General features: G+C 40.3%; 19 protein-coding genes and 1 pseudogene. 3 read left to right on the top strand and 17 right to left on the bottom strand.

The genetic code is table 11. The features are described 5' to 3' along the window. Position 1: 1 nt before the first annotated feature. From gmd to O6P32_RS11930, 16 genes are all read right to left on the bottom strand, one after another. The gene (gmd, locus tag O6P32_RS12005) at positions 2-1090 is read right to left on the bottom strand and encodes a GDP-mannose 4,6-dehydratase (protein WP_269878754.1); all 1089 of its coding nucleotides are present in this window, start codon (positions 1088-1090) and stop codon (positions 2-4) included. Between the two features lie 244 nt (positions 1091-1334). After that, positions 1335-2540 (bottom strand): sugar MFS transporter, encoded by a 1206-nt coding sequence (locus O6P32_RS12000; protein WP_269878753.1) that lies wholly within the window; start codon positions 2538-2540, stop codon positions 1335-1337. 1 nt (position 2541) lies between these two features. Then, the gene (locus tag O6P32_RS11995; protein ID WP_269878819.1) at positions 2542-5415 is read right to left on the bottom strand and encodes a bifunctional fucokinase/fucose-1-phosphate guanylyltransferase; all 2874 of its coding nucleotides are present in this window, start codon (positions 5413-5415) and stop codon (positions 2542-2544) included. 136 nt (positions 5416-5551) lie between these two features. Further along, on the bottom strand, positions 5552-5881 hold the full coding sequence (locus O6P32_RS11990; RefSeq protein WP_269877666.1) for an L-rhamnose mutarotase: 330 nt from the start codon (positions 5879-5881) through the stop codon (positions 5552-5554). Between the two features lie 426 nt (positions 5882-6307). Beyond that, the gene (locus tag O6P32_RS11985; RefSeq protein WP_269878751.1) at positions 6308-7018 is read right to left on the bottom strand and encodes a WecB/TagA/CpsF family glycosyltransferase; all 711 of its coding nucleotides are present in this window, start codon (positions 7016-7018) and stop codon (positions 6308-6310) included. Positions 7019-7333: 315 nt separating this feature from the next. Beyond that, positions 7334-8467, bottom strand: a complete 1134-nt coding sequence (locus tag O6P32_RS11980; protein WP_269878749.1) for a glycosyltransferase family 4 protein — start codon at positions 8465-8467, stop codon at positions 7334-7336. Between the two features lies 1 nt (position 8468). Continuing rightward, positions 8469-9629, bottom strand: a complete 1161-nt coding sequence (locus O6P32_RS11975; protein ID WP_269878748.1) for a glycosyltransferase — start codon at positions 9627-9629, stop codon at positions 8469-8471. A gap of 15 nt (positions 9630-9644) precedes the next feature. Beyond that, entirely contained in the window at positions 9645-10640 is a 996-nt protein-coding gene (locus O6P32_RS11970; protein WP_269878746.1) for an acyltransferase family protein, read from the bottom strand. A gap of 27 nt (positions 10641-10667) precedes the next feature. Next, positions 10668-11285 carry an acyltransferase gene (locus O6P32_RS11965; RefSeq protein ID WP_269878745.1) on the bottom strand — a complete coding sequence of 206 codons (618 nt, stop codon included), beginning with the start codon at positions 11283-11285 and terminating at the stop codon, positions 10668-10670. 11 nt (positions 11286-11296) lie between these two features. Further along, positions 11297-12433, bottom strand: a complete 1137-nt coding sequence (locus O6P32_RS11960; RefSeq protein WP_269878744.1) for a glycosyltransferase family 4 protein — start codon at positions 12431-12433, stop codon at positions 11297-11299. A gap of 14 nt (positions 12434-12447) precedes the next feature. Further along, positions 12448-13620 carry a hypothetical protein gene (locus O6P32_RS11955; RefSeq protein ID WP_269878743.1) on the bottom strand — a complete coding sequence of 391 codons (1173 nt, stop codon included), beginning with the start codon at positions 13618-13620 and terminating at the stop codon, positions 12448-12450. Positions 13621-13624: 4 nt separating this feature from the next. Then, on the bottom strand, positions 13625-14950 hold the full coding sequence (locus O6P32_RS11950) for a lipopolysaccharide biosynthesis protein (RefSeq protein ID WP_269878742.1): 1326 nt from the start codon (positions 14948-14950) through the stop codon (positions 13625-13627). Positions 14951-15052: 102 nt separating this feature from the next. Further along, positions 15053-16123, bottom strand: coding sequence for an NAD-dependent epimerase/dehydratase family protein (locus tag O6P32_RS11945; RefSeq protein WP_269878741.1), 1071 nt, complete (start codon positions 16121-16123; stop codon positions 15053-15055). A 101-nt stretch (positions 16124-16224) separates the two neighbouring features. After that, positions 16225-17556 (bottom strand): nucleotide sugar dehydrogenase, encoded by a 1332-nt coding sequence (locus tag O6P32_RS11940; protein WP_269878740.1) that lies wholly within the window; start codon positions 17554-17556, stop codon positions 16225-16227. 243 nt (positions 17557-17799) lie between these two features. Then, positions 17800-19302, bottom strand: a complete 1503-nt coding sequence (locus tag O6P32_RS11935; RefSeq protein WP_269878739.1) for a succinate CoA transferase — start codon at positions 19300-19302, stop codon at positions 17800-17802. A 244-nt stretch (positions 19303-19546) separates the two neighbouring features. After that, the gene (locus O6P32_RS11930; protein ID WP_269878737.1) at positions 19547-19822 is read right to left on the bottom strand and encodes a hypothetical protein; all 276 of its coding nucleotides are present in this window, start codon (positions 19820-19822) and stop codon (positions 19547-19549) included. Between the two features lie 25 nt (positions 19823-19847). Between O6P32_RS11930 and O6P32_RS13635 the strand changes: the two are divergent. Then, positions 19848-20417 (top strand): annotated as a pseudogene (locus O6P32_RS13635) (BT4734/BF3469 family protein); the annotation flags it as partial. Between the two features lie 261 nt (positions 20418-20678). Next, on the top strand, positions 20679-21977 hold the full coding sequence (locus tag O6P32_RS11920) for a VapE domain-containing protein (protein ID WP_269878818.1): 1299 nt from the start codon (positions 20679-20681) through the stop codon (positions 21975-21977). Between the two features lie 438 nt (positions 21978-22415). Here the strand turns inward: O6P32_RS11920 and O6P32_RS11915 are convergent, their stop codons facing one another. Beyond that, positions 22416-22667 (bottom strand): DUF4248 domain-containing protein, encoded by a 252-nt coding sequence (locus O6P32_RS11915; protein WP_269878736.1) that lies wholly within the window; start codon positions 22665-22667, stop codon positions 22416-22418. Between the two features lie 326 nt (positions 22668-22993). On the opposite strand from O6P32_RS11915, the gene O6P32_RS11910 reads away from it, so the two are divergent. Then, positions 22994-23476: an HU family DNA-binding protein gene (locus O6P32_RS11910; protein ID WP_269878735.1), complete on the top strand. Its 483-nt coding sequence runs from the start codon at positions 22994-22996 to the stop codon at positions 23474-23476. The last annotated feature ends 11 nt before the right edge of the window (positions 23477-23487 follow it).

The raw sequence follows: 23487 nt of genomic DNA, 5'->3' as shown, positions 1-23487 counted from the left end.
CTTATTCCTCCCTGTCCAGTTGCGCCTTCAGGTGCAGTTTCTTCACGAACTTCATGTCATGTTCCACCATGATGCTCACCAGCTCCTCGAACGAAGTCTTTGTCGGGTTCCATCCCAGCAGCGTCTTGGCCTTTGTCGGGTCACCCAGCAGCTGGTCCACCTCACACGGCCGGAAATATTTCGGATCCACTTCCACCAGCACCTTTCCAGTAGCCGTATCGATACCCTTCTCGTTCACGCCTGCACCTTCCCATTTCAGTTCGATGCCCAGCTTCGCGAAAGCCAGTGTGGCAAACTCACGTACAGTATGCATTTCCCCTGTAGCAATCACGAAGTCCTCCGGAGTATCATGCTGCAGAATCATCCACATACACTCCACGTAATCCTTCGCATACCCCCAGTCGCGCAACGAATCCAGGTTACCCAGATACAGCTTGTCCTGATATCCCTGCTTGATACGTGCTGCCGCCAGCGTAATCTTACGTGTCACGAAAGTCTCCCCGCGGCGTTCCGATTCGTGGTTGAAAAGAATACCGTTCACTGCAAACATTCCGTAACTTTCACGGTAGTTCTTTGTAATCCAGAATCCGTACTGCTTAGCCACACCGTACGGAGAACGCGGATAGAACGGAGTGGTTTCCTTTTGCGGCACTTCCTGCACCTTACCGAAGAGTTCCGAAGTCGATGCCTGATAGATGCGGCAGGTCTTTTCCAGCCCGCATATTCTCACCGCCTCGAGCAGACGCAGTGTACCGATGGCATCCGCTTCCGCCGTATATTCCGGCACGTCGAACGATACCTTCACGTGGCTCTGTGCTGCCAGGTTGTATATTTCAGTTGGGTGCACGTCGCTGATGATACGGATGAGCGAGCTGCTGTCTGTCATGTCCCCCCAGTGGAGGTTCACCAGTCTCTTCTGCTTCATGTCACGCACCCATTCATCCAGATACAGATGTTCGATACGACCTGTATTGAACGATGACGAGCGTCTTAGAATTCCGTGCACTTCATATCCTTTCTCAATCAGGAATTCGGCCAGATAGGAACCGTCCTGTCCGGTAATACCGGTAATCAAAGCTACTTTTCTCATTGTGTTTTTTGAGTTTTTGGTTGAATATATAACAATTAACAATGGCCAATTGTTAAGTTTCTTGGTTTTTAATTTTAGTTAACAAAACTTTAAATGATGAGATGAAAAAGCTTTTTTTCAGGAGATTAGGTTTTAGGTGACGAGTTGACAAGGTATCAGGTGACGAGTTGACAAGGTCTTGTCTGTTTTGAGTTTTTTAGTTTGTAACTTTTTAAGTTGGTTATGAATTCACAAACTTAAAAACTTACAAACTTATCGCCTTGTATCTATACGCATACATCGCAATCACAACAAAGCATACCAGCGGAACGGAGAATCCCATAGCCATGGAGCTGGTATCCGCGATAATACCCATCAGAATCGGAGCGATAGCCCCGCCTACAATCGACATGATGAGGAAAGACGATGCCCTCTTTGTATGACTTCCCGTCTTTCTCAGCGCCAGTGCAAAGATGGTGGGGAACATGATCGACTCGCACAGGAAACAGCACAGCAGTCCGTACCATCCCGCCTTTCCCGGCAGCAGAATCACGGCAGCCATACTTGCTACGGCTCCTATGGCACATGCCGTCAGCACCTTTTCCGCCCTTACCGAGCGCATCAGCCAGCTTCCCCCCATGCGTCCCGCCATGAAGAGTCCCATGCCTCCGAACGATAGCCATACCGACGCCTCGTGTGCCGAAATCCCTGCCGTTTCCGTAGCATAGTTGATGAAGAAACTGTTGATACCCGTCTGTGCCGCCACATATAGGAAGAGCGCTACCAGACCGAAAGTAAACGTACCTTCCTTCCACAGCCCTCTGCTGTCCGTGCTTTCCTCCTTCATTCTGGGGGCAGGAGTGTCCCCGATTTCCGGCAACTTCACCCGTGCAAAGACCAGTGCCACCGCCAGCACGATACACCCGATGATGGCATACGGTGTACTCACGTCCCCGCCTCCCGCGAAGAGGAAGAATCCCCCCACGAGCGGTCCGCAGATCCACCCCAGTCCATTGAACGACTGCGCCAGGTTCAGTCTCCGCTCGCTCCCTTCCGGGTCTCCGAGCACCGTCACATACGGGTTCGCCGCCGTTTCCAGGCAGGTCAGTCCGCACCCTATCACAAAGAGCGAGAACAGGAAGAACTCGAACGAGCCTATCCTTCCCCCCGGAATGAAGAGCAGCGCCCCCACGCCGTACAGCACGAGTCCCGTCAGCACCCCCGCGCGGTATCCGAAGCGCCGGATGATGTTCCCCGCCGGCAGCGCCATGATGAAATATCCCCCGTACACCACGGCCTGAATCAGCGCCGAGCGTGTCCTTGTAATCTCCATCGTATCCTGAAAATGCTTGTTCAGCACATCCAGAATACTGTGTGCAAAGCCCCAGAGAAAGAAGAGGCTTGTAATCAGAATAAACGGAAGGAGGAAACTCCGTCCCTCCTTCGTTCTCACCAGACCGTTTCTTTCCATATCAGCTTCTGCTTATTTCAAGACCCTTTTCCGAGAGGCTCATCTCCACGAAACGCGCCCTGTCGTTCGGTCTGTTCTCATTCAAAATCCGTTGTATTCTCGCAGCCGCTTCCGGGTCCTTGGCCACCATGTACAGATAACCTCCGCCCCCTGCTCCCGGCAACTTGTAACCCAGACACAGGTCGTCCACCAGTTCCGTGAGCGCCTGCACTGCCGGCGGGTTCGTACCCTCGTCCAGCAGCTGGTTCTGCTTCCACGTCTTGCGTACTAGACGTCCCATTGCGGTAAAGTCATTTCTCAGGATCGCGTCATACATATCCACGGCATGCCCCTTCATCTCACCCAGCAGCTCCAGGTGCTTCGACGAGTTGAGGAACATTCCCCGTACAATCTCCGCCAGAATCCCCTTCGCCGTACGGGTGATGCCCGTATAGTACAGCAGATGACACTTGCGGTACTCGCTTCCCGTAAACAGATAGTCGGGCAGCCATCTCACCATCGGCTCCTGGTTCCATCCCGCCTTGGTCTGCAGCATCTTCACTCCCTGCAGCACACCGCCGTACTGGTCCTGCCATCCTCCGCCTGTGGTAAGCAGCTGCTCCAGAATCAGCGTGCGGCTTCCAATCTCCTGCTTGTCCCAGTTCAGACCGCAGAAATCGTTCACCGCTCCCAGCACCGTAGCCGCCAGAATCGAACTTGTACCCAGTCCCGATCCCGCCGGAATAGCCGAAAGCAGTGTCACCTCGATACCCGCACCGAAAGCCTTGAGCTGTTCCTCCAGCGAGGCATAACATTCCGTATTGAAATCCGGGTGGAATCCCGCCAGCACCAGTGCCGCCTTCGGTATGGAGAAAGGCGAGCCCACCTTATTGAACGCATGCAGCTCCTCGTACGAGGTCACCACCTCCATGGCCCCCAGGTCGATGGAGCGCAGAATCACCTTGTATTCCTTCGACGGCTTTACATACACCTGCAAAGGAGGCTGTCCGTTCAGCTCGATGGCAATGTTCACCACATTACCCCCCTCCATCAGGCTGTAGGGCGGAGTATCCGTCCATCCCCCTGCCAGATCCACACGCACCGGGCTTCTTCCCCACACAATCTGGTCCTCGTACACCGAAAGCTTCGGATGCTGGCGGAAGTCCACCGTGCTCACCAGTCCGTTGCGCATCAGCGCAAACGCCCTGTCCTCTACCGGTTTCACAATCTCCGGCGCTTCCCCCTTCAGCTGCATTGTCCGTGCACGGAACATCGCATCACTGATACGCGTGAGCAGGGGAGTCGTCTCATCCAGTTCCGCCGGCAGTTCCAGTCCCAGACGGCTGTACTCTTCCGCCGCCTGCTGCAGGTCCAGCTGGTAGAACACACTCTTTCCGTGATTCTCCGCCAGCGTCTTCCAGTTCACCTTGCGGAACTCCTCACGCTGCGCAGTCAGTCTTCTCAGGTTGGCATACGCCGAGATTTCGTCCGCCGACCTCTTCTCCGCCTTCAGCCATATATCCTTTCCCTCTTCCAGTTCCGGTTCCGCCGTCATCCATCGCAGCACCGTACCCAGATCCTCCACCGATTCGCACACCGGGAAGATTGCTGCCGCCTGCAGGTCCTGATTTCCTCTGATTTCCTCCGGCTTCATTCCGCGGGCCTTCAGCCATTCCGCCGCCGGTACACCCTGATACAGCGTACCCTCCTTGTCCAGCGCCCCCTTGAACGCATCGTTGAATCCGTACGGTCTTGCCACAAAACCCCGTTCACCCATCGGCACCACATCGATGCAGACCCCTTCGGGCACCTCCATCTTCCATGCGTTGCAGGGCACACCGGTAATGATGTTGCGGCTGTTCAGTTTCCATTCCTTTCCCACGTGGCTGTTCTCGATCCACACCTCCGCATTCTCCGCAGTCAGTCTGCATTCCACCTTCGCGTTCTGCACGAAGATAGCCGGATGCGGTTTCACCTTATGATGCATGATAGCCCGCTGGTCCATCACACAGTTCTGCACGGCGAGGGTAGAGGAGATCATCTCCCGGCTTGTACCGTAGTGGTGGAATTCCCCGCCCGGCAGCGGCAGAATCGCCACCTTCAGCTGCGCCAGCTCCTCGTCGTGCAGACGCGGATGCGCTCCCAGTGCCGGTCCGAAGTCCGAGTACATATCATAGAATCCAATCTTTCCGTCTTTTTCCGAACGCTTCACCATCAGTTCCACAGCCCGGTCACTCAGCAGCCAGATACCGATGTCCATCAGGAAAAGATAATCCTTCATCAGCGCTCCCAGCTCCTCTACGCTCGGTTTCTGCAGCATGAAGTCCAGGCGGTCCGGTTCCTTTCTCGAGGAAACAAACACCCCGTGGTTCTTCGCCAGCTGCGGGTCCACCCACAGTCCGTAGCACACCACGTCCGCATCCGGAATCTCCTGCAGCGCTTCCGTCGCACGGATATACACATCCCCGCTTGCCACCAGCGTATGCAGCCCTTCCGGAGCCTTTTCCATAATTCTTTCGTAAAGCGGCAGCTGCAGCGAGAGCAGGTTCTGTGTCAGTTTCTGGCCGCGTCCCCAGCGGAACACGGGAATCGGCGTAAGAATCTTCCCTGAAGGCGCATAGGCAGGCAGACGCCGGCTCTGTCCTCCCGCATGTAGCAGGATACGCTTCTCCTTCGCCAGCCATCCGGTCAGATTCTCACTTGTATTCTCACTCTCCATGCACGCCCTGAGCAGCCAGGCCGTACCTCCTCCGGAACCCAGCTTGCTTCCTATCGGGTCCGACGTGCAGAACCACTCGTTGCGGTCTGCCTTTTCAATATCATGAAAGCACTCCACTAAGTTGGGAGGCAATGACAGTAGTTTCTTCATTGTAAGTTTTTTAGTTTTATTTTTCAGGTGACGAGGTATCAGGTGACGAGTTGAAGAGGCACTTGTTTAAGTTTTTGAGTTTTTAAGTTTTTTAGTTGGTTGGTGTTATCAAACTCATAAACACAAGAACTAAGAAACTCATAACACCTTGTCGCCTTGTCAACTACAATTTAAAAATTCTCTCCATCAGTTTCCATTTCTCGTTAGCGGCCTGTCCGGGTGCAGCCTTCTGATACTTGGCCATGTGCGCTTCCCATTCCGCCTGGCGTGGCAGCGTAGCCAGCCGTGCATAGTCGCGTTCCATATCAAACTCGTCTGTTGTATCCATAATCATGAACAGGCGGTTTCCGTGGATATAAATCTGCATATCCAGGATTCCTACTTCGCGGATTCCCGCCTTCACTTCTTCCCATACGTGGGCATGCTCCTCCACGTACGCCGCTATCAGCTCCTTGTCGTCGTAGAGATCCAAAGTCTGGCAATATCTTTTCATATTATAATATATTTCAGAGTTTTACGAAAATAAATTCATACACTCTTGCCGTGTTTCATACACAGCGAATATAGTAAAAAAACGAGAAAGACAAGCACGCTTTATCGCTTCTCTTCCAGAAAAGAAAGAGAACATAGCATTCAAACAAAAATAATCCCTTATTTTTGCTGAAGTAATTTACAAGAAAAAAATAAAATGAAACCTTCCCTTTTCGAACGTGTCTTTCTCAGTATACTTTCCTTCTGTCAGAAAGTATTTTATAAACTCATGGGTATCAGATAGCCCAGTTATTTTTATAGGTGTTTTGTTTTAATGGAATGAGATTGGGTAAAGAATATATTATAGGGCAAATTATTTCGATATCAATATTTATATTATTGATACCTTTATCAATAATATATACTTCTTTTTATGCTGTTTTTAGATTTATCCAAAGAATTTTTCGCAAATAAATTTAGTTGGAAATAACAAGGCTGCTTGTATATAGCGTTTGCGAGTATGTTTTTCCTTGTACATTCTATAAATAAATCGTAAGTTCAGTTTATCAGCCCATTTCGGATAGTATTCTATTTCATTTTTAGAGGTTTGATGAATAAATCCTCCACAGGTAAACCCTATTCCTTTAAAACCATGTTCTTTTACTTTTAATAAAAAATTCTCTTGCATAAGTGCTCCCATACCAACAATTAAAAAATCAGGATTGATCTGTGTAATCTTTTCAGCTTCAATATCCATGTCTTTTTCTGAGTTAAAGTATCCATTTCTATATCCTGAAAAAATTATATTGGGATAACGTTCTTTGAATATTTTTACAGCTTTTTCTACTTGTTCTTGTTGTGATGCAATAATGTAGATAGTTTTTTTTTCTTTTTCTGTATAACTTAATAATTTAGGTGCAAGTGAAGTCATATCAAAACTTCTTCGTGTAATGTTTTCCCCATATAAAATTTTAATTGCTGCCGCTAATATAGAGCCATCGGCAAAGATTCCATCAAAATTTTTAAATAGATTTTTATTATCTAATGCAATCAAATAGGATACAGGATTAAGGAAGGTGTATATTTTTCCTTTACAAGAAAAAATGCTATCTATTGTTTTTTTTTCTGTTGCTATTATATTTTCAACAAGTGGTGACATAATTAATTCCGTAAAAATTAGTATAATAATATTATTTATACTTGATTGCAAGCATTCATCTTAAATGTCGTATAGGAAAGTTGTTTTTCTGTATTTTCCTTTTTTTATAATTGGAAAAATGAAGTTGATTTTTATTCTTTCACTCTTAGAAAGAAATACTATTATACCTTTTTAATACTTATGATTACTGTAGCTAAGGTTATGTTTTCTTATTTGTTTTTGAAGCAATACGTCATTTGAAGATGAACTTACAAATAAAGAAAATTAATAAAGTCATATATACCTATTATATAAAAAGGATGATATGATGAAAAATTAATTTATTTGTACTAATTGTTTATATAATTTTTGATAGTTTTTACTCATTATTTCAGCTGTAAGGTTTTCTTTTAATGTATTGTAACTTACTTCACCCATTTCCGTGAGATTGTTATTTAGTATTAAATTTATTTTCTTAGATAAGTCTTTTATATTACCTAATTGATAGCTGTATCCAATTGATGAATTAATGGAAAAAATTTCCATGTGTTGAGGTATATCTGAAAGAAGCAATGGTAAACCACAAGCCATAGCTTCTAAAACTCCATTAGGTAGGCCTTCTGATTTGCTAGATGAAATATAAATATCACTGGCTGATAAATAATTTTGTATATTGTCTACTTGACCTGCAAAAATAATCTGTGGATAATTTTTATATTTAGAAGCAAGTTCTTTACGTTCTTTACCATCTCCGAGTAAAAGCAAAATGCAATTACTATTTGATTCTGATTTTAGAAAACCTTCGATACACTCTTGCTGATTTTTTCTATCTATAAAAAATCCTCCGTAAACAAAAATAATCTTTTCTAATGGTAGGCCTAATTGTGTACGAATATGAGATACTTCATTTATATTTCGTTTTTTGTATTGTTCAACATTAACACCATTTCTAATAAATGGAATATCAAGTTTCTGCTTTGTCTTATATAAATATGTTAAGCTGCTTGAGCAAGTAATAATAGGCTCGTTTTGTATTTTTTTTCGTATTAATCTCATGTCCAAATAAGCCATAATCTGACCTTTGATTTTTCCATAATAATCAGGATAGTCTTCATAACAATAATTTCTTAAAGTAATAAAATGTATTGTTTTTTTATATCCTAGAGTTGTTCGGTATGGAGGCATACCTACTCCTTGTACTATATCAGGTTTTAATTGTTTTAGTAATTCTGTTACTTTTTTGCGGCCAATAATAAAAGTTGTATATTTTGTTAAGTTAGCACAAACTATTTGAATATTTTGTTTTTTATATTCTGATATCATAGAGTTTGACTGTTCTTCTTTCCATAAAGTGAGTAAGATAGGTTCAAATATACTCCTATCCATATAGCGAATTATATTTAAAGTCTGCTTGATTGGACCGTTTTTTTTACAATTCGTTTCGACGAAGCAAATCTTGATTTTTTTCATGTTATATATGGTTTAATACATTTTTTAGCTTATTTCCCCAAACTTTATATGATAGCTTGTTGCAAACTAAATTATATGCATTGTTTGACATCGTATTATATTTGTCATAAGGAATATTTAGACATCGTATTATAGCATCTTTTATAACTTCTGTAGAATTTCCCTTCATGATAATGGCATTTTCCCCATCTCTAAGATAGAATTGTGTGTAATCACCTACTTCAGATGCAATAGGGACAACTCCATGGCACATTACTTCGGGTACTTTACTTGGAAAATTTGCTTTTGTTAAATGGCATATTTCTCTAGCAAGAAGTAAATAATGACTTTTTCGGTATAATTCAACTAATTCATCATAATTCATCCATCCATAGAAAATGAGAGAAGGAGAAATACGTTCAAATCGCTTTAGTCCAATTTTATTGATAATATCTTGCTTTTTTACTCCTTTTATATGAAAGTTTAATTTTGCTAATTGTTCGCTATTGAGATGTTCAATAGCATTTATCATATTTAAGAATGAATCTTTTATCAAGCCATTTCCAGGATAAACAATATTGATTTTGTCATATGATGGCTTAGGAAATCTTTCATATTCATAAGGATCAGACAGAATGGGGAGTACAAAAGTATTGCATCCTTTTTCTTTAAAATGTCTTTCTATGAATGTTGAAATTGGGAATATAATATCTGCTTGCTCTCTTAGTTTAAAACTCTTTTTATATAAAAAATAGCGTATTGGGTTTTTAAGATATTTTCTTTCATACCATTCTACAATAATATTTCCAACTTTTAAATTGTTTTTATGGGCAAATTTTATTATGGGGGATATGAAATTCATGATATCTGAATAAATGATTATGCTATCATCTTTTCTGATTACCTTTTTTAAGACTTTTACATATTTGATTCCATAAATAAGGTGGTATGATATCTTATTAGCTAAAGTTTTTCGTGGTGTGTTGATATTAATTAGTGAAAATTTACCTTGGAATTTATTTATGAAACTATTATAATATTGATTTTCATTTTCATTATACTCTGCTAACAATATCACTTCATAACCACTTTCTATTAGAGCCATACTAAAATATTGTAGATAGTTAGATGCTGCACTTCCTCTTGGAAATTTTATAGCTGCACAAATAATAATTCTTTTCATTTATTGTAGTGTTTTTTATATATGCTTTAAAATGGTAAAATCTATAAGTTTGCTAAGTCCTATGGCTGTTAAAATTCCAACTACGGCAACAAGTATAAATATTAATATACCAGAAGAGTCTAATGATATTAACATTTTATCAAAACTGAAATATTTTACTGCTTGTAAAATGAAAATATTAGTTAAATAACTTTCTAATGAGTATTTTCCTAAAGATGAAAATAGATTTGTTATTTGGTTGAAAAAAATGAATTTATAATTTATTTTTTGAAAAATCCAAGCGATAGCAAATGTTATGCATATTCCCCCTATACCAGTACTAAGCCTTTCTATGGTATCATTATTTGTTAAGAATCTGGCAAATATAATGATTATTCCTCCGATAAACCAATATAGTGATTTTAGCGTATTGTCTTTTACATTTTTTCCAATGTAATTACCTAATATAAAATACATAAGGCTTTGCGTTATTTGGCTTAGATGCTTGGCTATATCTTGATTTGTATAGAATAATAATTCAGATAATATTATGATTATTGCTAGACTTAAGATAGTTCTTCTCGTAAAATCTTTTATTATCCATTGATAAAAGAAAGGCCATATAATGTATACAGGTATAAGCATAGCTACATACCACGCACCTTGGTGATTTCCCCAAAATGACAATGTACTCCATTCATAAAAAAAATATGGTATATTATGTTCTATAAGTATATATTTGTATCCATACCATAGAAAAGAAATGATAAGGTATGGAATAAAAACTCTTTTTAATCTGTGGTAATAATATTTACGTATGTTATACTCCTTATTTAAGGTTATAAATAATCCCATACCTGATAAAAAGGCAAATATAAATACTCCAGAACCTCCAAATTTTAATATTTTTATAATCCAATAAGGAATATCAGATAAATACTGGGAGTTATGTGTGGCTATTATGCCTAATGTTGCTATACCATAAATGGTATTACGATATTTACTAATTGGGACATTTATGAAATAATTCATTTGTTAAAGAAATAGTTCTGTTATGGCTTAATTATTAATAAGATTTTTTATAACTTTAGCAGGATTTCCTCCTGCTATACAATCACTGGGGATACTTTTTACAACTACACTTCCGGCTGCAATTATTGATCTTGCTCCAATTGTTACTCCTTTGCCGATAATACAGTCAGTTCCAATAAAAACATCATCTTCAATTGTTACAGGTGAGGTATTTGATATACTAGATGTTTTAGCATCTCTTCTTGCTTCCCAATTGAGGTTATGAAAATTGGTATCATATATTTTTGTTCCTCCTCCGATAAAAACATGGTTCCCAATGGAAATTTTATGGGTTGCTATAATCATAGAACTGTTTATGCCGACATTGTTCCCAATTGTAAGACTTGCATTTTCTTGTACTTTTATAAATGAATGTGCGTACCATCCTGTATTCCAGTAATTTCTTATTCTTACGTTGTCCCCCAAATTTACAGAAAGAGAATTGGGGTGAATATATAATTTAGGTATGCCATTGTAGGCACGTACATTCTTTCCGTAAGAAATGTTGTTAAGAGTCAACTTTATTCTAAAAATTATTGTAGAATAATAATTTTTGAAATGTCTTAAAGCGGAAAAGTAAGTTCTGATATTAATTTTTCTTGCCATATTAAATGTAATTAAAGTATTTTTTGATAAACATTAGCTGTCTGTTGAGCTGTTTTCTTCCAGTTATATTGTTTTAATTGCTCTGTTCCTTTTTCTATAAGTTGTAGGCGTTGTGTTTCAGAATAATGATAAAGTTCAATAAGTTTTTGAGTTAAATTAGATGTATTAGGTTGAGAATCAAAATATATTGCTGCATCTCCTGCAATTTCAGGGAAACAGCTTTTTTTGTTTAATAGAATAGGGCATTGATATGTATATGCTTCAAGAATAGGTAACCCAAATCCCTCGTATAAAGATGGATAAACAAATGCCCATGCATTGTGATATAAATTTGCTAATTCTGCTTCGGTAACAAACATTTGAATAACATAATCTTTTAATTTTAATTCATTTATGATTTGTGTTTCTTCTTTTGAAAAAGCTCCTCCTGTACAAACGAATTTAAATTGACTATATTTTTTTATAAATTCAGAAAAATCTTTTAGTGTTTGAATGAAATTTTTATATCCATTACGTTTCCCTACATACAATAGATATGGAGATTTGATAATTTTTTCTTTATTGAAGTCTATTTTTTTAGGTCCTCCATGATGTATTACAGTGACTTTCTTATCTGGAACTCCATATATTCGCATTAGGTCTTCTTTTGTATTCTGTGAAATAGCAATAATATGTGTGGCTTTTTCGGAAAGGATTTTTTTTGCATGTTGGTCAACTTTTCTATAATTAAATATTTCATGATTCATATCGTGTATAGTAAAAACAAAAGGTTTTTTACCTATATATGGGAGAAAATATTCATTGAATCTTGTGTGATGAAATAGATCAAAATTACCAGATTTTATTTTTTCTATAGAATATTGGCGATTGATATTATTGGGAGAGGGAAATGTTGGTAGAAAACGTTGTAGGGCGCCATATACTTTCTTTTTTAATGGGAAGTTAAAAGGTATATAGTTATCAGATGTTAGTTGGGGTATATCTATGTTATCTATGATTTTCATATCCTGCAAATATAGATTATCAGACTGTTTTAGAGCAATTTCATAATTTATATCATTAGGCATATTTGATATTATTTCACAGAGATATCTGCTTACTCCACTAATGCGTGGTGCAAATCCTATATAGTCATAGAGTACTTTCATGTTTAAATTATTTTTTATTGATTGTTGTGTTTTGTATCGAATGCAATGAAACATAAATAGAATATATTCCATATATGATAACTTATAATATTGGGATTAGATAATCCTAAGATCCAAAAGGGTAATAAAATAACCCATTTTTCCTTTATTGGGAATGTGGAAGTAAGTCTATTGGTAATGGCAAATAAACTTATAAACAAAGGTATTGCCATAATTAAACCATACGTAACAATGGCAGATATGAATCCGTTCTCTATTGGAAAGTTCTTTATATGCCAGAAATAACCCATAGCATCCATTCTACCAAATATTAATTCATCAAATTTTATTTTTTGATAAAATTCAAATGTTTCCAATCGTGTTTGAGCAGAATTATCTGTTATATCTCCATGGACTAACCTTCCTCCGAAATTCTCAAATAAATATACTAATACTATTAAAGTGATAGAAATAAAACAAATACCTACAAGTTTTTTTTGTTTAGTATGGCTTATAAAATCATAAAAAAGGTATGGTAAAATTATTGTAATAAAAATTACTGTTGCAAAACGAGCATTAAAACATAAAATAGCAAAAAAACCAAGTGATACCAAAACTATTTTTTTGTATCTTTTTATATTACTTGTTACTATATAAGTTACAATTATGGTAACAATATGTGCATTAAGTAGGGGTTGTCCATATAGGGATGTACTTCTGAACTGCCATACTTCTGCTGTTGAATATAAATATTCTCCCGCATTTAAGTTTTCTGTTAATAATAGTGGTGGGAAAAAGACAAAACCCAAATATTTCTCAATTATAGCCAATATGCATTCTATAAGAAATAGAATTATAATGACCCTTTTTAAAATTAACTTTTGTTTTTCTTGCAATTTTCTTAGTACTAAAATTATAATACTTGGTATTGTAAATACTCTTAGTATATTTCCTATTGCATCTTGATTTATTAAAAATTTTATTAGTATTGTTAGAATTGAAATTATAATAGTGAAAAAGACCAATTTGGAAAATTGGTCTCTGAATGTGTTTTTTCTTTTAAAGAATTCATAAAAACAATATAATAATATGAGCAGATTGGAGAAAGTGAGAAATGCGTGATTTACTCCTAATATTGTAATTATAGATTCTAATGACAAAAAGATAGCAGAAAAAACAGCAATTATAAATATTGTATTTTTTATCATTGAGTTATTTCTTTAGTAGTCTTTTATATTGTAAAGGAGCAAGAATCAGTCCATTGAAATTTGCAATAATCGAAGCTATTAATATTGCAGAAACACCTAATTCTATTTTTTTGAAGATGTAAAAGCTACAAAGAAATACAATAGGGGAAAATATACAAGCTATGGACTGAACTTTTAGTTTTCCTGCTCCATTTAGAACATTGACATAGATACCACTGAACATAAGTACTAATAAGTATAATAAAATCCAAAAAGATAAATTGAAACTTATAAATACTTTATTTTGAATCCAGATAGAATAAATAGAACTTGAAATAACTAACATAACAATTCCTATTAATATAAAAATAAAATATATTTTTAAGTATTTGGAAGTTGTATGTCTTATCCATTGCAAATCATTACGTGTAAAAGCGTCTGTAACAGCAGACCATACAGGTGCTAATATTATCCCCCATAGCATATAAATAACACTGAAATATTTATATGCAATATTATATGCAGAAACCTCGTTTGCGCCATAATACCTTATAATTAAAAAATTAATCATTTGATATTGTATTACTCCTGCAATTTGTATGATAAAAAATTGTACTCCTAATTTAAGTAAATTGGGAGCTAATGAAAATCTAACATATTTTATCGACGGAGCAAGTTCTTTATATTTTCCAGAAAAGAGAGTTATATTAAAGAATACAATTACTATAATGGGAGCTAAACATAGTCCAATACACAAATATATTAGGTTTCCTTCGGTTGTTAAAGTTAGGATATAAATGATTGCTAATGAAACAACTTGTTGTAATAACTGTCTCCATGAAGCATCTGCTGGATGCTGCTCTGCAAGCATTATAGTATTGATAGTTGAGAAAATAAAATTCAAACAAAAATAGACAATAATAATACAGATTGGAATGAGTAGATTGGTTGTTAAGTTTAAATTGAGTAGATTATTCCAATTTATATGAGGAGTAATTATTAACAGAATAATCATTAGTGGAACGAATATTAATGTTAGAATAGCATATGTTGTACTTACATATTCTTTTCCTAATTTAAGATCGCCAATGGCTAATGCTTCTGTAAGTCTGTTACGAAGTCCGTTATTTATTCCAATATCAAAGAAGTGTACCCATGCAACCATGGAACTTAAAGTCATCCAAATACCATAGGTTTCACTGTCAACGTAATCTAATGTTAGAGGGATTAAAAGTAATCCTGCTAAAATGCTTCCTCCTTTAAGGAATAACATTAAGAGGATATTCTTTTTCATTTTTACAGAACGTTTGTTCCCTTTATGTAAGAAGTCTTTTATTTTTTTAGTGATCATTAATTTTTAATCTTTGATAGACGTTTATAAATCAATTTATATAATTTGTATAAATTGATATTTGTTTTTGTGTAAACTTGCAATGCCATTCAGATACTATTCTTATTTCTGGTATAGAGCATACCATTCTGCAAATGCTTTTAATCCTTCTCGTAGAGGTGTAGAGGGTTTAAAGCCAAAATCTTTTTCTAATGGAGTTGTATCTGCATATGTTACTGGTACATCACCCGGCTGCATAGGTACTAATTCTTTATGCGCATCAAAGTCGTATTCTTTGGGTAAAACTCCAGCTGTGACAAGTTCTTCTTGTAGGATATTTACAAAATCAAGTAGATTTTCTGGTTGATTATTTCCTATATTATATACTTTATAGGGGGGGACAGGAAGACCATCTGTTCCTTTTTGACGTTCAGGAGCATGCTGTATAATGCGTATAATACCTTCAACAATATCATCAATATATGTAAAGTCTCGTTTGCAATTTCCGTAATTGAATATTTGGATAGTTTTTCCAGCAACAAGTTTGTCCGTAAAACCAAAATATGCCATATCTGGGCGACCAGCAGGACCATATACAGTAAAAAATCTTAAACCTGTACTTGGAATATTATAAAGTTTAGAGTAAGCATGCGCCATTAGTTCATTACTTTTTTTGGTAGCAGCATATAAACTCACAGGATTATCGACTTTATCATCCGTACTGTATGGAATTTTTGTATTAGAGCCATAAACACTACTAGAACTTGCATATATTAGATGCTCAACACCTTTTTCGCCATTATCATAACTATGACGACATGCTTCTAATATATTATAGAATCCTATTAGGTTACTAGCGATATATGCATCTGGATTGCTTATACTATAGCGGACACCTGCTTGCGCTGCTAAATTAACAACTATTTCTGGGTTAAATTTCTTAAATATATTTTCAATAATTATTTTGTCAGAAATGTCTCCTTGAATAAAAATGAAATTATCCAGTTGCTGTAGTTTTTTTAAGCGTTCTTCTTTGATTTTAACATCATAGTAATCATTCATATTGTCAATTCCTACAACTTTAATATTTGTTATTTTTGATAATAGACTTTGTGATAAATTACTACCTATAAATCCTGCTGCTCCAGTAATTAAAACTGTTTTTCCTGTTAAAATAATATTATTATTTAGCATAATTGTTTTATATTAGAGTCTGTTTGAAATAGGAGGTTGACTGCACTGCAATTATTAATTCTCCAAATAGTGGCTTATTTATTTTGTTAGATTTATGACAATTAATCACGATGGAATACATCGCGAGTATATACTTTCATTTTTACATCGTCTAAACACGTGTCATAACGGTTGGCTATAATAGCATTAGATTGTTTCTTAAAATCTTCTAGATTGTTTATGATTTTACTTCCAAAAAATGTTGTTCCATTTTCTAATGTTGGTTCATATATAATAACAGTTGCACCTTTTGCTTTAATTCGTTTCATTACACCTTGAATACTACTTTGACGGAAATTGTCACTATTAGATTTCATAGTAAGACGATATACACCAATAATAATTTCTTTTTCTTTTATAGCATTATAGCTTGAATTAGCTTCATATGCTCCTGCTATTTTTAGTACTTGATCGGCAATAAAGTCTTTACGTGTACGGTTACTTTCTACGATGGCATGAATGAGATTTTCTGGAACATCTGCATAATTTGCAAGTAGCTGTTTGGTATCTTTCGGCAAGCAGTAACCACCATAACCAAATGAAGGATTGTTGTAATGCGAACCGATACGCGGATCTAGACTGATGCCCTGAATAATCGACTGCGTATCAAGACCTTTCATTTCTGCATAGGTATCTAGTTCGTTGAAATACGATACACGCAGAGCCAGATAAGTGTTGGCAAACAGTTTCACCGCTTCCGCTTCTTTCAATCCCATAAAGAGGGTATCAATGTTTTCTTTCAAGGCTCCTTCCTGCAAAAGAGCTGCAAATGTATGAGCTGCTTCTTCCAAATGCTCTCCTGCAATGGAAGCAATCGCTTCATTTTCCTTATTCTGTCCTTTGATTATTTTCGGAATACCTACAATGATACGGCTGGGGTAGAGGTTATCGTACAGTGCCTTGCTTTCACGAAGGAACTCCGGAGAGAAAAGCAAATTGAATTTCTTTCTGGCAAGGGAAGGAGTATTTGCAAATTTCTCTGCATACTTTACATACAGGCTACGACAGTAACCCACTGGAATGGTACTTTTAATCACCATAATGGCATCCGGATTTACTTCCAGTACCAAATCAATCACTTCTTCTACATGGCTGGTGTCGAAGTAATTCTTCACCGGATCGTAATTGGTAGGAGCTGCAATCACTATAAAATCAGCATCTTTGTAAGCAGCTTTTCCGTCCAATGTAGCAGTAAGGTTCAGTTCTTTTTCTGCCAGATACTTTTCGATGTATTCATCCTGTATCGGGCTGATACGATTGTTGATTTTTTCTACCTTTTCAGGAATTACATCTACTGCGGTTACTTTATGATGCTGTGCCAATAAAGTGGCAATAGAGAGACCGACGTAACCGGTTCCGGCTACGGCAATACTTAAGTTTTTCGGATTTTTCATAATAATTATTTGTTTATTTATCAATCTTGAATAAGGATCTCCCCAAATTTTTATATTTAAAAATAGGGAGGAATATTTTGTATGTAGATGAAATTTGAAAATAAGAATTGATGAGAAAGGGTTTCTAATACTGGCTAAGCATTCAGTTTTGACGTATTGTATGAGGTATACTCACATACCAAGAAAGGATACCACCCATAAGGTGATATCCTCTGTTCAATTAAAAAATATAATAAGTTTATTTTAAGCGATATAAGTAGTATTCCGCATATCGCCTGTTTCTTCGTAGGCGAGATGCATCTGGAAAGCGTTGCGGAGGCTGAAAGGGGTATGACACGACTTGCCTTCCGAGAGTTTCAGGTAATCCCACAACAGCTGCTTGTAGTCGGGATGAGCACAGTTCTCGATGATGCACTGTGCACGCTGGCGGGGCGATTTGCCGCGAAGGTCGGCTACACCCTGTTCGGTCACTAAGATGCGGACATCGTGTTCCGTGCTGTCTACGTGCGACACTTGGGGCACGATGGACGAAATCAGACCGTTCTTTGCCGTAGAAGGAGTGGTGAAGATAGACAGGTAGGCGTTGCGCGAGAAATCCGCAGAACCACCGATACCGTTCATAATCTTGCTGCCCGATACGTGCGTACTGTTAACATTACCGAAAATGTCAGCCTCCAATGCCGTGTTGATGGCGATGATGCCCAAACGGCGGATCATTTCCGGATGGTTGGTAATCTCCTGCGGACGCAGCAAAAGCCGGTCGCGGAAGAAAGGAAGGTCGTTGTATATCATATCCAGATGGTCTTCACTCAGCGTCAATGAGCTGCCGGTTGCAAAACGGATGCGTCCTTTTAGCATCAGGTCGATGACTGAGTTCTGAATCACTTCTGTAAACATGGTAAAGGCAGGGAGCTGTGTATCGTCGCCCAGGGCACCCAGTACGGCATTGGCAATGTTGCCTACACCCGACTGCAGCGGAAGGAACTCTTGAGGAATACGGCCTTTCTTCCATTCCGAAAGCAGAAACTGCGCCACGTTGTTTCCAATCTGGAGCGTGGTTTCATTCTGCGGAGTGAAAGGAGCGATGTGGTCGCGTTCGTTGGTTTCCACAATGGCAACGATCTTTTTCGGGTCGACTTTTACCACCGGACTGCCGGCACGGTCGCTTACCCGGAAAATGGGAATGTCGGTGCGTGCGGGAGGAGCCGAAGGAGTATAAATGTCGTGCATGCCCTGCAACTTGCCGCTGTGCATGCGGTTCAGTTCGATAATCACTTTGTCTGCCTGCTGAATCAGGGTAGGCGAGATACCCACCGAAGTAGTCAGGGTAATTTCGCCGTCGGCTGTTACATCGGAAGCTTCAATCAGTGCCACATTGATCTTGGGAAGAAAGCCGTAGCGTACGTCCTGACCGATGTGGGAGAGGTGTACGTCGTAGTAGGCTACATCGCCGCTGTTGATGGCGTTTCGCATGTCTTTGTTCGACTGGAAGGGGGTACGGAAACTGACGGCTCCAGCTTGTGCCAGGGCGCTGTCGATGGTGTTTCCGGTAGCTCCTCCGGTGATGAGTCCTACCTTGAATTCCTTACCGGCCTCATGTTGGGCCTGTGCGTGGGAAGCCAGGGCAGCGGGTACTGCCTTGGGGGTTCCTACGGATGAAAATCCTCCGATTCCCAAGGTGTCTCCGTGGTGAATCAGAAGGGCTGCTTCCTGAGCAGTGAGTATGGGATAAGTATTTTTATGCATTTTTATTCAATCCGTTTTCAGATTAGCTATAGCTCTGTTTTCGGGGCGCAAAGATAAGTGGTCTTTTGCATATGAATAAAATTTTATGCATTATTTTTTTGCTATTGCATATATATGTAATATTACTTTCTCTTTTCTTTTTCCCTGATGCCTTCTGCCCATAGTTCTGTGGCTTCTTTTGCCATCTCTCCCAGTTCTTCGGGAGGGAAATGCATGTAGAGTACACAGAAAAGTTTACATATCCTTACAAGGGGAGGATAATCTTTTTTTTTAATTTCAAATACGTCTTTGTACTGATGCCGGCTTCGCTGCACAGGGTAGAGATTGGCAGCTGGCTGGCGTGCCGGAAATATTCCAGCATAATTCCCATCAGGGAGTCCGGTTGTTGGGTACTCATGTCTGTCTCTTTTCTTTTTTGCATTATTTTTTTGCGGGGCATTTTCCTTTCATGGAGGGAAAATCCCGTTTTATGACATATATTATCTTCACGGTCAATTAAGGCTTCGGGCTTATGAAGCATAAACTGTTAACCTTAAAATTTTATTATGAAGAATAATTCTGTTTTCTTTCCGTCGCGTTTTCTTTCATTACGCGACACACATCCACAGGCTTCTTCGTGGGAGGCCATTGTCGACGAAATCAAAGGTCCTTTGCACCGTGATGCTACCCTGCATTATCGGGAAACACTTTCCAGAATCCGTGCGCTGGAGGGAGAGGGAGATACCGGTAATGCGGACAACCTCAAAGGGTACCTGCGCAACGTGAAAATGAACCAGCCTGCCTTTGTGCCTTCCGTAAGTCTGGAGGGTGGGCGTTCCGACCGTCATATTACCGGGTATTCCGGATTTATCATGGGCGATATAGACGGGTTGGAGGGCGACGCACTGTATCGTGCCATGCATCGGCTGCGACAGGACAAATATGCGTTTCTGGTGCATTTTACCTTGTCGGGATGCGGTATCCGGGTGCTGGTTCGCGTGGATGCTCCGGTGACGAAGCGCAACTTCCTTTCTGTCTGGAAGAAGGTGAACGCGTATTATGCCGACCTGCTGGGAGTTCCCATGGACTTGCAGTGCAAGAATGCCACGAGGATGTCGGTCATTTGTCACGACCCGGATGTGTTGTTCCGTCCCGATGCCGAGGCTTTTCCCGTGTCCGACTGTGCAGAGGATGCTGCCGGTGACGGACGGAAGGCGGTGACGGTGCGGATGGCGGAACCGGTGGTGCGGCGTCTGGTAGAAGAGGACGGGGCGCGCTACGAGGAGCACCGCCACAACGACTACATCTGCCGCTGTCTGTATTGGATGAACCGCTTCGGGGTAAAGAAGCAGGAGGCCGAAAAGTGGGCGCTGCGTGTCTTTGCCGACTACGAGGCGGTGGAACATTCGGTGGTGGCAACCGTGCAGAGCTGTTATGCGCTGACTGCCGAACATGCTACCTGCAAGCTGGCGGATTATCGTCCTGTCCGGCAGAACCGGGAACGGCGGCTGCTCAACCGTGCCAGTGTGGAGGAAATGGAAAATTACCTCAACGAGCATGTAGAACTGCGGATGAACACCTTGATTCACCAGCTGGAGTTCCGGTTCAGAAAGCCGGAAAATGCGCCGTGGGAGTGTCTTACCGATAATGTGGAAAACTCACTCTGGTGCAACATGCAGCGCACGGGTATGGAGGTGGATATTTCCCGCTTGCGTACGCTGATATCCAGCGATTATGTGAAAGAGTTTCATCCTTTACAGGAGTATCTCGACAGCCTTCCTGCCTGGGACGGAAAGACGGACTATATCGGCCGTATGGCAGCTATGGTGAAATGTGCCAATCTTTCGCCTGCACAGTTCCGCGACTATTTCTGCCGCTGGATGGTGGGTATGCTTGCCGGAGTGTTCAACGACAAGGTGGTGAATCATGTGATTCTGGTCTTCCTGGGCCGTCAGGGCTGTTTCAAAAGTTCCTTTATGGAGAACCTGCTTCCGCCGGTGTTGCGCCGTTATTATGCGACGAAGACCAACAGCCATCGTCTTACCAAGGATGATCTTTTCGGAATGACGGAGAACATCCTGATTAACTTCGAGGAAATTGACTCCATGCAGCGCAAGGAACTCAATCAGCTCAAGGCGATGACCACAACGGCTTTTGTCAACGAGCGTCCGGTATACGGACGGCATAAGGTGCGACTGCCGCACATTGCTTCGTTCTGTGCCACGGGAAACAACCTTCAGTTTCTCACCGATGATACGGGTACCCGGCGCTGGCTGATTGCCGAAATCGAGGAGATTGAGAATCCCTGGACGACGCCCATTCCTTACGAAGGGGTGTATGCACAGGCCAAGGCTTTACTCGATCAGGGCTATCGCTACTGGTTCGACGAAAAGGAAATCGAAGTGCTGAACGGAAGAAACCGCCGCTTCGAAACTCCTAATCTTGCCCGCGAACTGATTCTGTCTTATTTCCGTCCGCCTGTGGAACTGGAAAAGGGGCAGTACATTACCTCTGCACAGATTGTCGCCCGCTTTGGAACAGGAGTCCGCCTGAATGCCGTGCAGGTAGGCCGTGCACTGAAGGATCTGGGATTTCAGCAGGTACATACCAAGAACGGCAATTTCTGGGTCGTTGTGGAACGTACCAAGGATGAAATCGATCACATTCTTCCGGAGCCTTCCGAAGGCTACGAGTAGAAGTTCGGGTTCCCGGTGAAAGATGAAAGATGGTGAAAGATTGGTTTTGCATCAATCTTTCACCCTTAATATTCTGTAAACCAGTCGGCTGGAAGCCTGGTGAAAGATGTGAAGGATATTTTCACTATGTTGCAGCAATGACAACAAAATAGCCACCTTTAAAGGTGGGGTTTTTAGTGTACATTTTGAAACATTATACAAAACACGCTTCACATCTTTCATCTTTCACCATAAAACGCTGATTAATAAAATATTGAAAATTCTTTACTATCTGAAATCTCTTTTCAGTGTTGCATCCGCAACCGTCGGTTTCGGAGCAAAACTGCCGATTTTTGCATCAAATTTGCACGATTGGTCACGTACGCTTACGCGATTGTTCACGTAAGCCAACGCGATTGTTCACGTGAGCTCACGGTAATAGTCACGTAAACCCAAGCTTTAGGGTCGCCCCAAATAGCGGAAAATTGTTTCCACCTGGACAGGGGTAAATACCCGCTGGTTGGGACGGTATCCGTACTCCTGAAGTTCCTTGAACAGTGTCGCGTTCTGTTTCAGCCATTTCGTCAGCCGGTTCACCGCCGCTTCGGGAGTCAGTTCAGGTGCATAGGCCATGGCCAGTTCTCTACGGTAGTAAGGATGGATTTCCCACTCTTTTTCTATCTTCTCTTCAGAAATACTTGTGTCTCTCATAATTGCTTGAATATTATTGTTTTATCACTATAAATATAGCAAAAAATCCGCTAATATCCATTGCCTGAGAGAATTATTTTATACGATTTTACTTCATATTCCACCGCATTCATTCCTTTTCTTCCGAGCCCCTGTTTCCGTGTTGTATCTTTGTTTCAGGTTAAATCAGTTGACAAGTTGTTATGAGTTTTTTAGTTCTTGAGTTTATGAGTTTGAGAACATTAACAAACTAAAAAACTTAAAAACTAAAAAACTTACACAAGCGCCTCGTCAACTTGTCACCTGATACCTAGTTACCTATTTAATAACCTTAAAAACTTAAACTTATGGCCTTAAATTACAGTATCTCGATGAGATCTTCCAATCCGATGGATCCGGAAGCAATTAAAAAAGCGTATGCAAAAGCTCAGATCGGCAGCAACGTAAGTCTGAAAACCATGTCGAAGCGGATTGCTTCGCAGACCACGGTGAACCGTGCCGATGTGATGGCGGTACTTACCGCCCTGGTAGACAACATCTTTGAAGTGCTCCGTGAGGGCAACCAGGTAGACCTGGGCGAACTGGGCAAACTTCGTCTGCAAATCAGCAGCGAGGGAGCCGCAAAAGCAGAGGAGTTTACCTCAGATTATATCAAGGATGTAAACATCCAGTTTGTACCGGGTGAAGACCTGAAAAACATCTTTGCCGGAATGGAATTTACACCGGTTCCGACCCGTGATGCAGTCCGTAAGGTATTGAAAGCCCAGAAGGCCGGTGAAACCACCGTAGACATCACCCCGGAAAAAGCCGGCGAAGATCCTCTTGTCTGATTAAAAACTCC

The organism is Phocaeicola acetigenes (assembly GCF_027529745.1).
Classification (GTDB): Bacteria; Bacteroidota; Bacteroidia; order Bacteroidales; family Bacteroidaceae; genus Phocaeicola; species Phocaeicola acetigenes.
This window is presented reverse-complemented; position numbering and strand designations above follow the sequence as displayed.

What these genes read in the sequence shown, in the direction of transcription:
- O6P32_RS12000 (WP_269878753.1), bottom strand. Translation starts at nt 2,540, where the DNA reads ATGGAAAGAAACGGTCTGGTGAGAACGAAGGAGGGACGGAGTTTCCTC.
- O6P32_RS11985 (WP_269878751.1), bottom strand. Translation starts at nt 7,018, where the DNA reads ATGTCACCACTTGTTGAAAATATAATAGCAACAGAAAAAAAAACAATA.
- O6P32_RS11950 (WP_269878742.1), bottom strand. Translation starts at nt 14,950, where the DNA reads ATGATCACTAAAAAAATAAAAGACTTCTTACATAAAGGGAACAAACGT.
- O6P32_RS11915 (WP_269878736.1), bottom strand. Translation starts at nt 22,667, where the DNA reads ATGAGAGACACAAGTATTTCTGAAGAGAAGATAGAAAAAGAGTGGGAA.
- O6P32_RS11975 (WP_269878748.1), bottom strand. Translation starts at nt 9,629, where the DNA reads ATGAAAAGAATTATTATTTGTGCAGCTATAAAATTTCCAAGAGGAAGT.
- O6P32_RS11910 (WP_269878735.1), top strand. Translation starts at nt 22,994, where the DNA reads ATGGCCTTAAATTACAGTATCTCGATGAGATCTTCCAATCCGATGGAT.
- O6P32_RS11960 (WP_269878744.1), bottom strand. Translation starts at nt 12,433, where the DNA reads ATGAAAGTACTCTATGACTATATAGGATTTGCACCACGCATTAGTGGA.
- O6P32_RS11940 (WP_269878740.1), bottom strand. Translation starts at nt 17,556, where the DNA reads ATGAAAAATCCGAAAAACTTAAGTATTGCCGTAGCCGGAACCGGTTAC.
- O6P32_RS11935 (WP_269878739.1), bottom strand. Translation starts at nt 19,302, where the DNA reads ATGCATAAAAATACTTATCCCATACTCACTGCTCAGGAAGCAGCCCTT.
- O6P32_RS11970 (WP_269878746.1), bottom strand. Translation starts at nt 10,640, where the DNA reads ATGAATTATTTCATAAATGTCCCAATTAGTAAATATCGTAATACCATT.
- O6P32_RS11980 (WP_269878749.1), bottom strand. Translation starts at nt 8,467, where the DNA reads ATGAAAAAAATCAAGATTTGCTTCGTCGAAACGAATTGTAAAAAAAAC.
- gmd (WP_269878754.1), bottom strand. Translation starts at nt 1,090, where the DNA reads ATGAGAAAAGTAGCTTTGATTACCGGTATTACCGGACAGGACGGTTCC.
- O6P32_RS11930 (WP_269878737.1), bottom strand. Translation starts at nt 19,822, where the DNA reads ATGCTTCATAAGCCCGAAGCCTTAATTGACCGTGAAGATAATATATGT.
- O6P32_RS11965 (WP_269878745.1), bottom strand. Translation starts at nt 11,285, where the DNA reads ATGGCAAGAAAAATTAATATCAGAACTTACTTTTCCGCTTTAAGACAT.
- O6P32_RS11990 (WP_269877666.1), bottom strand. Translation starts at nt 5,881, where the DNA reads ATGAAAAGATATTGCCAGACTTTGGATCTCTACGACGACAAGGAGCTG.
- O6P32_RS11945 (WP_269878741.1), bottom strand. Translation starts at nt 16,123, where the DNA reads ATGCTAAATAATAATATTATTTTAACAGGAAAAACAGTTTTAATTACT.
- O6P32_RS11955 (WP_269878743.1), bottom strand. Translation starts at nt 13,620, where the DNA reads ATGATAAAAAATACAATATTTATAATTGCTGTTTTTTCTGCTATCTTT.